The sequence below is a fragment of the Streptomyces sp. NPDC029159 genome, from assembly GCF_055564055.1.
Genome location: NZ_JBVHWT010000001.1, coordinates 664,793 through 676,916, shown reverse-complemented (window position 1 = coordinate 676,916; position 12,124 = coordinate 664,793). Strand labels below are relative to the sequence as shown.

11 protein-coding genes are annotated in these 12,124 nt (G+C 72.0%); 3 read left to right on the top strand and 8 right to left on the bottom strand.

Annotated elements, in window-relative coordinates; all coding sequences use genetic code 11:
* The first annotated feature begins 56 nt into the window (after nucleotides 1–56).
* On the top strand, nucleotides 57–593 hold the full coding sequence (locus ACZ4U4_RS03060) for an Lrp/AsnC family transcriptional regulator (protein WP_467868653.1): 537 nt from the start codon (nucleotides 57–59) through the stop codon (nucleotides 591–593).
* A gap of 14 nt (nucleotides 594–607) precedes the next feature.
* Here the strand turns inward: ACZ4U4_RS03060 and ACZ4U4_RS03055 are convergent, their stop codons facing one another.
* Complete coding sequence (locus ACZ4U4_RS03055; RefSeq protein WP_467868651.1) at nucleotides 608–1,192, bottom strand: TetR/AcrR family transcriptional regulator; 585 nt, start codon at nucleotides 1,190–1,192, stop codon at nucleotides 608–610.
* A 347-nt stretch (nucleotides 1,193–1,539) separates the two neighbouring features.
* Here ACZ4U4_RS03055 and paaN point away from each other — a divergent pair, with 347 nt between their 5' ends.
* The gene (gene paaN, locus ACZ4U4_RS03050; protein ID WP_467868649.1) at nucleotides 1,540–3,222 is read left to right on the top strand and encodes a phenylacetic acid degradation protein PaaN; all 1,683 of its coding nucleotides are present in this window, start codon (nucleotides 1,540–1,542) and stop codon (nucleotides 3,220–3,222) included.
* A gap of 163 nt (nucleotides 3,223–3,385) precedes the next feature.
* On the opposite strand, the gene ACZ4U4_RS03045 is transcribed toward paaN, so the two are convergent.
* From ACZ4U4_RS03045 to ACZ4U4_RS03035, 3 genes are read right to left on the bottom strand one after another with little or no spacing between them, the layout of a single operon-like run.
* Nucleotides 3,386–4,102 (bottom strand): TrmH family RNA methyltransferase, encoded by a 717-nt coding sequence (locus tag ACZ4U4_RS03045; protein ID WP_467868647.1) that lies wholly within the window; start codon nucleotides 4,100–4,102, stop codon nucleotides 3,386–3,388.
* A 28-nt stretch (nucleotides 4,103–4,130) separates the two neighbouring features.
* Nucleotides 4,131–5,504 carry an HTTM domain-containing protein gene (locus ACZ4U4_RS03040; RefSeq protein WP_467868645.1) on the bottom strand — a complete coding sequence of 458 codons (1,374 nt, stop codon included), beginning with the start codon at nucleotides 5,502–5,504 and terminating at the stop codon, nucleotides 4,131–4,133.
* Nucleotides 5,501–6,169, bottom strand: a complete 669-nt coding sequence (locus ACZ4U4_RS03035; protein WP_467868643.1) for a DUF5819 family protein — start codon at nucleotides 6,167–6,169, stop codon at nucleotides 5,501–5,503. Before ACZ4U4_RS03035 ends, ACZ4U4_RS03040 begins: the two co-directional genes overlap by 4 nt.
* Nucleotides 6,170–6,435: 266 nt before the next feature.
* Here ACZ4U4_RS03035 and ACZ4U4_RS03030 point away from each other — a divergent pair, with 266 nt between their 5' ends.
* A complete protein-coding gene (locus tag ACZ4U4_RS03030) occupies nucleotides 6,436–7,578 on the top strand; it encodes an acyl-CoA dehydrogenase family protein (protein WP_467868641.1) in 1,143 nt (380 codons plus the stop codon).
* Nucleotides 7,579–7,650: 72 nt separating this feature from the next.
* Here the strand turns inward: ACZ4U4_RS03030 and ACZ4U4_RS03025 are convergent, their stop codons facing one another.
* From ACZ4U4_RS03025 to ACZ4U4_RS03010, 4 genes are all read right to left on the bottom strand, one after another.
* Nucleotides 7,651–7,995 (bottom strand): rhodanese-like domain-containing protein, encoded by a 345-nt coding sequence (locus ACZ4U4_RS03025; protein WP_467868639.1) that lies wholly within the window; start codon nucleotides 7,993–7,995, stop codon nucleotides 7,651–7,653.
* A 10-nt stretch (nucleotides 7,996–8,005) separates the two neighbouring features.
* A complete protein-coding gene (locus tag ACZ4U4_RS03020) occupies nucleotides 8,006–8,920 on the bottom strand; it encodes a hypothetical protein (protein WP_467868638.1) in 915 nt (304 codons plus the stop codon).
* Between the two features lie 160 nt (nucleotides 8,921–9,080).
* A complete protein-coding gene (locus tag ACZ4U4_RS03015) occupies nucleotides 9,081–10,613 on the bottom strand; it encodes a DUF2252 domain-containing protein (protein ID WP_467868636.1) in 1,533 nt (510 codons plus the stop codon).
* A 277-nt stretch (nucleotides 10,614–10,890) separates the two neighbouring features.
* Nucleotides 10,891–12,096 (bottom strand): ABC transporter permease, encoded by a 1,206-nt coding sequence (locus ACZ4U4_RS03010; RefSeq protein WP_467868634.1) that lies wholly within the window; start codon nucleotides 12,094–12,096, stop codon nucleotides 10,891–10,893.
* Between the last annotated feature and the right edge of the window lie 28 nt (nucleotides 12,097–12,124).

Here is a 12,124-nt window from a genome sequence, read left to right as displayed (position 1 = left end):
GGTTCTCCACAGCTTCAGATGAAGACAGGGCGTCCAAGAAGGGGAGGCGGGACCATATGCCGGACGAACAGATGGCCCATCCCGGCGCAGCGCCGTCGGGAGTGACGGGACCGCCGCCGCCACCCCTGCCGGCGGCACCTCCGGCCCGCCCGCTGGACACCATCGACCGGTCGATCCTGCACATGCTGCAGACCGACGGACGCGCCTCGATACGGTCGGTCGCCGAGCGCGTCCATGTCTCGCGCGCCAATGCGTACGCGCGCATCAACAGGCTGATCGACGACGGCGTGATCCGCGGCTTCAGCGCCCGCGTCGACCAGGAACGGGCGGGCCAGGGCGCGTCCGCCTACATCACGCTGAAGATCGTCCAGAACTCCTGGCGCACCGTGCGCGAGCAGCTCACCGCGCTCCCCGGCGCCTCACACATCGCGCTGGTCAGCGGGGATTTCGATGTGCTGCTGCTGGTGCACACCAAGGACAACCGCGAGCTGCGGGAGCTGGTGCTGACCCGGATCCAGGCGATGCCGGAGGTGCTCAGCACCCGCACCCTGCTGGTCTTCGAGGAGACGGGGCTGGGCCCGCAGTCCCAGTGATCACGGGCGGCCCGTCAGGAGGTGCGCAGCCCCGCGAAGGCGGTGCGGACGACGGCTTCGGCGACCTCGTCCCGGCCGGCGCCGCGTCCGGGGCGGTACCACTCGACGATCGAGTTGATCATGCCGAAGAGCAGCCGGGTCGCCAGCGGGATGTCGACATCCGGGCTGAGGTCGCCGTCGGCGGCGGCCTCCTTCAGCAGCGCGGCGACCCGGTGGTCGAACTCACGGCGGCGCTCCATGGCCCACCGCTCGGTGTCGGTGTTGCCCCGCACCCGCAGCAGCAGCGTCACATAGGGCAGCTCGTCCAGCAGGACCTCGGCCACGCGGCGGGTGACGTACTCCAGGCGCTCGATCGCCCGGCCGCCGGTGGCACCCGGCTCCTCCAGGACGCCGAAGAGCCCGTCCAGCGCACGGCTTATGGCCCGCCGCAGCAGCTCTTCCTTGCTGCGGACGTGGTGGTAGATCGAGGACTTGGAGATACCGGCCGCCCGGGAGAGGTGCTCCATGGACGTGCCGTCGTATCCGCGCTCGTTGAACACCTCGACGGCGACCGCGAGCAGCGAATCGGGCGTGTAGGTGTCGCGCTTGGCCATGGTCATGATTACAGCACCCCTTCCGCCGCCCGCGCACGGCGCCTCGGAAACCGGGCGGCATCGGTCGGCCGTTTCCGCGGCCGGCCGGCGGCGGGCGGAATTCCCGCCGGGCGCCCTGGACCGTCCCCACAGGAACGGGCGACACCCGCCTGACCAGCACTTTCTCCGTACGGGCACGCGCCGCGTGCCGTCCGTCTCCCGGCGCTTCCCGGCCGAGTTCTCCACAGGCTCACCGGACCCCCTTGCCCCGACCGATCGTTCGGTTACTCTAACTCCGTTACTCCATCCGCCCAGCCTCTGCACTCCGCATTCCTGTTCACCCTCCGCCCGGTTCGACGAGGAGTTGGTCTTCGATGGCCGCCGACATGACCCCCGCGCAGTTGATCGAGAAGCACCGCCCGACGCTCGACAAGGCGCTGGAGACCATCCGCACCCGCGCCTACTGGTCGCCCCACCCCGAGCACCCCAAGGCGTACGGCGAGACCGCGGCACCCGACGGCCTGGCCGCCTTCGAGGCGCTGCGTGGCACCCGCTTCGACCTCGACCAGCCCGGCACCGACGACTGGGTCGGCGAGGAAGTCTCCCCGTACGGCCCGGAGTTGGGCATCACCTACCCGCACCCCGACCCCGATGTGCTGCTGCCCGCGATGCGCGCGGCGCTGCCGGCCTGGCGGGACGCGGGCCCCGAGACGCGGGCGGCCGTCTGTCTGGAGATCCTGGCCCGGATCAGCGCCCGCACCCATGAGTTCGCCCAGGCCGTGATGCACACCAGCGGACAGGCGTTCATGATGGCGTTCCAGGCCGGCGGGCCGCACGCCCAGGACCGCGGCCTGGAGGCGGTGGCCTACGCCTACACCGAGCAGGCGCGCGTCCCGGAGCAGGCGCCCTGGTCGAAGCCACAGGGCAAGCGCGATCCGCTGGAGCTGACCAAGGCGTTCACCGCCGTACCGCGCGGTGTGGCCCTGATGATCGGCTGCAATACCTTCCCCACCTGGAACGGCTACCCGGGCCTCTTCGCCTCCCTGGCGACCGGCAACCCGGTGCTGGTCAAGCCGCACCCCCGGGCCGTGCTGCCGCTCGCCCTCACGGTGCGGGTGGCCCGCGAGGTGCTCGCCGAGGCCGGGTTCCCCGCCGACCTGGTGTGCCTGGCCGTGGACCGCCCCGGCGAGGGCCTGGCCAAGACGCTCGCCGTACGCCCGGAGATCCGGATCATCGACTACACCGGATCGACCGCCTTCGGCGACTGGCTGGAGACCCACGCCCGCCAGGCGCAGGTCTACACCGAGAAGGCCGGGGTCAACACCGTCCTCATCGAGTCGACCGACGACTACAAGGGCATGCTCGGCAACCTCGCCTTCTCCCTCTCCCTCTACAGCGGCCAGATGTGCACCACCCCGCAGAACCTCCTCATCCCCCGGGGCGGCATCACCACGGACGCCGGACCCAAGTCGTACGACGAGGTGGTCACCGATCTGGCGGGCGCGGTCAGCGGTCTGCTCGGGGACGACGCCCGCGCCAACGCCCTGCTCGGCGCGCTGGTGAACCCGCAGGTCAAGGCACGTCTGGACGGCGTAGGCAAGCTGGGTGAGGTGGCGCTGGCCTCCCGGACGGTGACGCATCCGGAGTTCCCCGGGGCGACGGTGCGCACCCCGGCGATCATCAAGCTGGACGGCGCGAAGCCGGAGTCCGAGGCGGTCTGCCGGACGGAGTGCTTCGGCCCCGTCTTCTTCGCGGTCGCCGTCGACTCCGCGGACGACGCGGTGGCGCTGCTGCGGGACACCGTCCGCGAGCAGGGCGCCATGACGGTCGGCGCGTACACCACCTCGCCCGAGGTGGAGCGCCAGGTGCAGGACGTCTGCCTGGACGAGTGTGCCCAGCTGTCGCTCAACCTGACCGGCGGGGTCTATGTGAACCAGACCGCGGCGTTCTCCGACTTCCACGGCTCCGGCGGCAACCCGTCCGCCAACGCGGCCCTGTGCGACGGCGCGTTCGTCGCCAACCGCTTCCGGACGGTGGAGGTACGGCGCCCGGCGTGAAACCCGGCGGGCCGGGCGGTCCGCCGGCCACGTTTCACGTGAAACGCCGCATCGGTTTCACGTGAAACACCGAGCCGGTCCGGGTCACCCGTCCGCGGTCCGGACCCCGACGCCCCGGCCGGAGGCACCACTCGCCTCCGGCCGGGGCGTCCGCGCTTCCGCGTCAGGGTGCGGCGGGCGGTTCGATGACGGCGTGGCGGCCGATCCAGGCGTGCATGGCGATGGCCGCGGCGGCACCCGCGTTGATCGACCGCGTCGAGCCGAACTGCGCGATCGAGCAGACCACCGAGGCGTGGCGCCGCGCCTCCTCCGTCAGCCCCGGGCCCTCCTGGCCGAAGAGCAGCACACAGCGGCGCGGCAGCGCGGTGGTCTCCAGCGGCACCGCGCCCGGCAGGTTGTCGATCCCGATGATCGGCAACCCCTCGGCGGCGGCCCAGGCGGTCAGCTCCTCGGTGCCCGGGTGGTGCCGGACGTGCTGGTAGCGGTCGGTCACCATCGCACCGCGGCGGTTCCAGCGCCGCTGCCCGACGATGTGAATCTCCTTGGCCAGAAAGGCGTTGGCGGTCCGCACCACGGAGCCGATGTTGAAGTCGTGGCCCCAGTTCTCGACGGCGACATGGAAGTCGTGGCGCCGGGTGTCGAGATCCGCGACGATCGCCTCCCGCGTCCAGTACCGGTAGCGGTCGACGACATTGCGCCGGTCACCCCCGGCGAGCAGCTCCGGGTCGTACCGGTCGCCCTCCGGCCACGGCTCGGGGTGCGGCCCGACGCCGATCTTCGGCCCGTAGCCCTCGTCGTACTGGAGCGGTTCGGCCGCGGCGGACGGCTCCGCCGCGGCGTCGGGGCCCTGCTCGGCCGGGATGGTTGTCTCGCTGCTCACCCCACGAGCGTAGAACCCCGCCGGAGCGCTACGCACCGGCCGGTGCCCGCTCCCCCTCCTCGGCGGCGGACGGCTCCGCCGGACCGCCCCGCCCGGCACGCAGGGCGCCAAGCGCCGAGATCCGGCCGCCGACCCAGGTCAGGAAGGGCGTCGGCAGGAACACCAGGTCCGCGGCGACCATCGCCAGGGAGAAGAACGGCAGCCCCAGCAGGAACGCGATCGACAGGTGCTCGCAGACCATCACGACCAGCAGGACGTTCTTCAGCCGCCGGTTGAAGACGGTGAACGGGAAGGCGACCTGCACGATCACCGTGCCGTAGGTGATCAGCAGCACCAGCAGCCCGCTGGTGCCGAGCAGCACGGACAGCTCCGGCCACGGCGAGAAGTAGTCCAGATGCATCGGGTAGTAGACCGCGGTGCCGTCCTGCCAGCGCGAGCCCTGGATCTTGAGCCAGCCGGCGGTCGCGTAGACGAGACAGACCTGCGCCATGATCACCAGCAGGGCGCCGTTGTGCAGCACCGCGCCCAGCACATCGAGCACGATCCGCGGCTCGCCCGGAGCCCGCCGGTCCACCGCCCACCGCAGCCCGTGCGCGGCCCACAGCAGCCACAGCGCCAGCCCCCACCCGACGTACGGGAACGGGCCGTGCCCGAACCAGCTCAGACCGGAACAGCCGAGCAGCTGCGCGACGGCGAGAGCCACCCCCAGGACGGCCCACAGCACGACACCGGGCAGATCACGCCCGGCGCCCTCACCCCGCTCGGCCGCGCGCCGGGCGCGACGGGCGTCCAGCGACCACACCTGACCGCACCGGGTCAGCACCAGGTACATCGACATCAGATGGATGATGTTGTCGCCGCCGTCGCCGATGAGGATGCTGCGGTTCTGCAGCGACAGCACACCCAGCATGAACAGCACCGACATGGTGCGGGTGCGCCAGCCCAGCATCAGCAGCGCGGCGGAGACGACCGCGAGGAGATAGACCACCTCGAACCAGCCGCGCCCGTCCGACCACGGCAGCACCGAGAAGGCGTGGTTGCCGTCGAGCAGCCGCCGCGCCATGTCCAGGCTGAACGGACTGTCCGGCCCGTAGAGCGCCGCACGGTGCGGCCACTCCCGCAGCAGGAACAGCAGCCAGGTCGCCGCGAACCCGATCCGGACCACCGCCGTCTGGTACGGCGCCATCGCCCGCCCCGTGACCAGCCGGAAACCACGCCCTACGAGGCGTTCGATACGGGTTTCGGAGAATGACGCGGCGGGTGTGGCGGATGCGGACGGCACGACCACGGTGGCCGGTGCGGCCTCCTCCCGTGCCTGCGGGACCCGCCGGTCCCGGCCCTCCCGGTGCTCCTGCTCCTGCCGGTCCCGCTGATCCCGTGGTGCGCCCGGTGCTGCGGTCACTTGGTCTCCGTCCCCTCGGGCAGATCGGCCGTGGTGACTGGCCACCAGGGCAGCACCCGGAACGCGGGCTTGTCGCTGATCTTCTCGCTGCTCCAGTGCGGCGGAGCGACCGCCGTCGTCACCGAGCGGACCTGAAGCCGTTCGAGACGGCCCAGCCGCGACCACTCCGGCCCCATCCGCCGCACCGTGATCCGCCGGATGTACTGCTCGGACAGCTCACCACGGACCCCGATCGGCGCGTTCTGCGCATTGTGCGTGCTGCCGAAGTACTCCCAGGCACGCCGCAGTTGGTTCTGCTGCGTATGACTGGGCACCGGATTGTGGTGGATCGCCCGGCTGTCGCGCGCGGTGAGATCGGTCCAACCGGTGGTCCGCAACCCGCCGTCGCCGCTCCGCAGCTCCGCGCGCACCTGCACGGCGACGTTCTGCTGCATCGGATTGGGGGCGAACAGCTTCCAGTTCTGCTCGTACTCGGGGTAGACGTACTCACTGATCGCCGACCCCTGCGCCTTGGTCAGCGTGTTCTCCGGCGCGATGTGCAGAAACATCATGGCCAGATGGATCGCCACGGCCACGGCCACGGCACTGACCGCCATGCATATGACGATCCGCGAGGGCAGCGAGAGCGCGGCCACCGACCGCGATTCGTCCCCGGTTGACTGCATTCCCGCCCCGTTCCCAGATTCCCGATCGGCCCACTACGCCCCGGAACCGTACCCAGATACCCCGACCGGGCACAGCTTCACCCGGCCACCGCAGGCCCGATGCAGCCCGGGGCCGGGCCCGCCGGCCGTCCGTCGGGCACCCACCCGTACGCGCTCCCGCACCCACCGGGCGAGGAACCGCGCCCCGCAGCCGTACGCATTCCCAATTCCTGCAACCTGTTCTACCTTGACGGCCCGTCAGGTCGCCGCCCGCGGAAGGACAACCAGTGGACTTCACCTTCACCGAGGAGCAGCAGGCCGCCACCGAGGCGGCACAGGCCGTCTTCGCCCACGTGGCGCCCGACGCGGTGCCCAGCCCGGCACTCACCGCGGGCGCCGTCGCCGACGACTTCGACCGGGACCTGTGGCGCACCCTCGCCCACGCCGACCTGCTGAGCCTGCTGACCGCACCCGAACACGGCGGCGCCGGACTCGACCCGATCGCCCTCTGCCTGGTGCTCCGCGAAGCCGGCCGGGTCCTGGCCCGGATCCCGCTCCTGGAGTGCGCCGCCGCCTCCCACCTGCTGCAACACCATGCGCCACAAGCGGTACGCGCCGAACTGCTGCCCCGTATCGGCCGCGGCGAACTCGTCATCACCACGGCCTCCGCCGGCCGCACCGGCCACGACGCGGCGCACCTGGCCGTCACCGCACAACAGGACGCCGACGGCTGGCTGCTCGACGGCGTCCAGACCACCGTCCCCTGGGCCTACGGCGCCGACCTGGTACTGCTGCCCGCCCACACCCCCGACGGCCGGACGGTCCTCGCCCTCGCCCCGCTCACCGCCCCCGGACTCACCCGCCACGAGCAGATCTCCACCACCGGCGAACGCCACGCCGAGCTGCGGCTCACCTCGGTACGGCTCACCACCCCGGACATACTGACCGCCCCCGGCGCCGCCGAGGAGCTACAGCAACTGCTGACCTGCGGAACCTGCGCCCTCGCGCTGGGCCTGGGCGAAGCGGTGCTCGCGATGACCGCCGACTACACCGGGAAGCGCGAACAGTTCGGCTTCCCCCTCGCCACGTTCCAGGCGGTCGCGGTGCAGACCGCCGACCGGTTCATCGATCTCCGGGCGATGGCGGCCACCCTCTGGCAGGCCGCCTGGCGCATCGAAACGGGCGCGACGGGCGCACTGCCGCCGGAGGGCGACGTGGCGGTCGCCAAGATCTGGGCGTCGGACGGAATCCGCCGCACCGTGCAGACCGCCCAGCATCTGCACGGCGGATTCGGCGCGGACACCGACTACGCACTGCACCGCTACCACGCCTGGGCCAAACAGCTGGAACTCGCCCTCGGCCCCGCCGCCGCCCACGAGGAAACCCTCGGCGACCTCCTCGCCGCCCATCCCCTACGGGAAGGCAGCTGATCCAGAAGGAAGCCGTCGTGGCCGAAAACGGCCGGAAAACGGGCCGGGCGCAGTGCCCGGCCCGCCCGGGCCTCAGATGACGGCGCCGGTGCCGCCCTTGCCGTCCGAGACCGGACGGCCGGCGGCCTCCCACGCCTGCATCCCGCCGACGACGTTCACCGCGTCGATGCCCTGCTGGATCAGGTACTGCGCGACCTGGGCGGACCGCCCGCCGGAGCGGCAGATCACATAGACCTTGCCGTCGGCCGGCGCCGCCTCGGTCAACTCGCCGTAACGGGCCACGAAATCGCTCATCGGAAGGTGCAGGGCGCCCTCGGCGTGCCCCGCCGCCCACTCGTCGTCCTCACGGACGTCCAGCAGGAAATCCTCGGACGTGAGCGCGTCGACACCAACCGTGGGCAGAGAACCTGTGTGCATGCCCCCGACGCTACCCGACCAGCTGGGAGAGGTGTGCCTCCCGCTCGGCCACATCGGCGAGCAGCTTCTCGGCGATCTCGTCCAGCAACCGGTCCGGGTCCTGCTGCGCCATCTTGATCATCGCGCCGATCGCGCTCTCCTCCAGTTCGGACGCGACCGCCGCCAGCATCTCCTTGCGCTCCGCCAGCCACTCCAACCGCGCGTACAACTCCTCGCTCGCGCTCAGCCGCTCCTCGGCGGGCACCGGACCGGCCTCCCACTCCCGCGTCAACGCACCCAGCGTCGCCTCGTCCCCCGCGGCGTACGCGGCGTTGACCCGCGCGATGAACTCGTCCCGGCGCCGGCGCTCCGCATCGTCCCGCGCCAGATCCGGATGCGCCTTGCGCACCAGATCCCGGTAGGCCCGACGCGCCTCCTCACTCGGCCGCACCTTCTGCGGCGGCTGCACCGGCTGCTCGGTGAGCATCGCCTGCGCCTCCGGGAACAGCCCGTCCGACCCCATCCAACCGTGGAACAACTCCTCCACCTCGGGCATCGGCAACACCGCCGCCCGCGCCTCCTGGGCCTTACGGACGTCCTCGGGGTCACCGGTCCGCGCGGCGACCGCCTCCGCGATCTGCGCGTCCAGCTCGTCGAGCCGGGCATACATCGGGCCCAGCCGCTGATGGTGCAGGCGGGAGAAGTTCTCCACCTCCACCCGGAACGTCTCCACCGCGATCTCGAACTCGATCAACGCCTGCTCCGCGGCGCGCACCGCCGCCGCAAGCCGCGCAGTCGCCGCCGCCTCGGCCGCACCGTCCGCACCGGACGCCCCCGGCACATCCGTCGCATCCGCCGCCCCCCTGGAGTCGGCGGCATCCGCCGCCCCCATGGCGTCGGCTCCGTTCCGGCCGTCCTGCGCGTTCTCCGCGTACGAGTTCGTCACCCGGCCAGCGTACGGCCCTGGGGGAGAGGGGCGGGGTGGTGCTGGGGGTGGGGCGGGGACGGCCGGGCTTCTGGGGCTCTGGGGGGGGCGGGGCCCTCCCCCTCCCCCTCCCTCCCCTCCCCCTCCCTCCCCTCCACCCCTCACCCACCCCACCTCCCCCTCACACCCCCGTCTCAGCCGCCACCCGCCCGCTCGCCACCGCCGCGGCGAGTTCCGCGTGATCGGCTTCCGTCCGGTCGGCGTAGGCCGTCGCGAAGGCGGCCAGGGCGTCGTCCAGTGCCTCCGACTTCCCGCAGTAGCCGGCGAGGATGCGGGGGTCGGCGCTGTGGGCGTGGGCGCGGGCCAGCAGCGCGCCGGTCATCCGGGCGTAGTCGTCGAGCTGCTCACCGCTCAGTGCAGCCGGGTCCACGCTGCCCTTGCGGTTGCGGAACTGCCGTACCTGGAAGGCCGTGTCCGTGCCGCGGGCGTCCCCGGCGGTGCCGGGGGCCGGTATGCGTGCGGTGGTCCAGCCCAGCAGGGGGTCGCTCACCACCTGCATGCTGCGTTGGCCGAGCACCACCCGGCGCCCTTCGTGGCGTATCGCGGGGACCTCGAATCCGGCGTTCGCCACATGGGGTGCGATCGCGGAGCTGCGGGCTTCTTTGACCTGGAGGACGAGCGGCTCGCCCCGGTGGTCGAGGAGGAGCACCACGTACGAGCGGAGTCCGACGCTTCCGGTGCCGACGACGCGGAACGCCACGTCGTGCGGTGCGTAGCGGGCCAGCAGCGGCAGCCGGTCCTCGGGGAGCGTTCTCAGGTAGCCGCCGAGGGAGGAGATGACGGCTGCGGCTTCCGCGTCCGGTATGCGCCGGAGCACCGGGAGTGCGTCCACGAACCGCCGTCCGCCGTCGGGGGTCCGCTCGGTCGACTTGGCGGCGAACCGTGCGCTGGTGTTGTGGCGTGCCTTGGCCGCCACGCGTTCCAGGGTGCCCAGGAGGTCGTGGGCGTCGGTGTGGGAGACGAGGTGTTCGTCGGCGATGGCGTTCCATGCCTCGGTGGCGGGGAGTTTCGCCAGCAGCCGCAGGGTGCGGCGGTAGGCGCCGGCCGCGTCCCGTGCCGCGGTGCGGCAGGTGTCCTCCGGCGCGCCTGCTTCCCGTCCGGCCAGGACGAGTGAGGTCGCGAGCCGTTTGAGGTCCCATTCCCAGGGGCCGTGCAGGGTTTCGTCGAAGTCGTTGAGGTCGATGACGAGGCCGCCGCGGGCGTCGCCGTAGAGCCCGAAGTTGGCGGCGTGGGCGTCGCCGCAGATCTGGGCGCCGATGCCGGTGACGGGCGCCGGCGCCAGGTCGTGGGCCATCAGGCCGGCGGAGCCGCGGAGGAAGGCGAAGGGGCCGGCGACCATGCGTCCGACGCGGATCGGGGTGAGTTCGGGCAGCCGTCCGGCGTTGGTCATCTCCACTGCGGTGACCATGTCCGGCCGGTCGGTCGCCGTGGGCGGGAGCAATGCATGCGCCGAGCGTGGCAGCTGTTGCCGCAGGGCCCGTCCGGCTGCTTTCGCGGCCCGTTCCTGGCTCTCCGCCCGTGCGAAACCCGGTACGTACGGCACCCGCACCACCGTGGTCACCTCCTCTTCGGTCGCCCTGCCGAGCCGGTGCCGGGCGGTGCCCGGCCGTGGGCGTGGTGCCCGGTCCGGCCTGTCGCAGAGGACGCTACCCATCGCGAAGGCCGCGCGGCGGCCCTGTGGAAAAGTCCGGCCGGAGGCACCCGTAGCCCCTCCGCACCGGTCCACGGCGTCCCTGCCCCGCACCCGTTCCGAGCTGCGTGTTCGCCACGCCCCTCACTGTCGTCCACAGGCAACGCCCGCGCACGCCACCACAGTTCACCGGCCGCAGCCCACAGACACGCCCGAGGGCCGGAGGCACCCCGACACCTCCGGCCCTCAGCAGCCGTCCTCACCCGCCGTCAGCGCGCCGCGCCTCCGGCGGCGTTCCGGCTCAGACTCCCACCGCCTCCTCCATCTCCTCTTCCTCCGCGTCCTGTTCGGCGGCCGTACGGTTCGCGCCGTGCCCGGCCGCCGCCCGCGGTCCGCTCTCGGTCACGGTGGCCGCCACGGCCGCTGCCGCCACCGCCGTGGCGCGTGCGGCGGCTTCCTTCTCGGCAGCCGTGCGGCGCCGTTCCGCCAGGCCCGCGACGGTGATCATGACGGCGCCGACGAGCAGCCAGGCGATCAGGGTCCAGACGTGTCCGGCCAGCCCGTGGCCGTCGAAGTAGACGTGGCTGCGGGTGCCTTCGACGAAGCCCGCCCCGTTCCAGAAGGAGTGCAGGGCGGCGAAGAAGCCGTTCTGCATCTCGGGGCGGAAGATGCCGCCGGACGAGGTGAAGTTGAGCATCACGAAGAGGGCCATCACGCCGAGCGTGGTCCAGCGCTTGAGGAAGGTGTGCAGTCCGACGCCGATCAGCAGGATCCCTGCCGAATACAGCCAGGCCATGCCCCACAGTCCCCACAGTCCGTGGTCGACGAGGTGGAAGACGGGGCCGGCGAAGAGCACGCCGAGGATGCTCACCACGAAGGACGTACCGGCCACCAGCGCGGCCCGCAGCCGCATCGGGAGGACCGCCCCGGCGCCGCCGATCACCGCGACCGAGGCGTACGAGCCGATGCTGATCGCCACGAGCAGGAAGAAGATGCCCTGTCCGGTGGGGTCGTCCTTCGCGGTCGGTGCGATGTCGGTGACCTTCAGCGGCTGTCCCTGTGCGGCGGCGAGGGGGGTGAAGATCTTCTGGACGACGGTGGCGCTGGTGTCGGATCCGGCGGTGGCCACGAGGAGTTCGGGCGCCTGCCGCTGCCCGCCGTGGGACGCGCCGCCCTTGGGGACGTACGCGCCGAAGATGTCCTGGTGGCGGAGGTGCTCCATGGCGTCCGCGCGGTGTGCGACGGTCCGTACCTGGAGCTCTCCGGCGGCCTTGTCGTTGATCGACTGGGCGAGCAGTTGGGCGCTCGGTCCGGAGCCGACGACGGCGACCGGCAGGTCGTGCGGTGCCGGGTTGGCGAACGCGCCGAGGTAGGCCAGGCCCATCCCGATGCACATCAGCAGCGGGGTGATCAGGTGCGTGAGTACGTGGCGCAGCCCGGCGGCGTGCGGGTTGCGGCGGTGCTCACGTCCGTGATCGGGGTGGTGGTCGGAGCGGACCGGACTCATGGGGAATGCCTTCTCACGTGGGACGGAT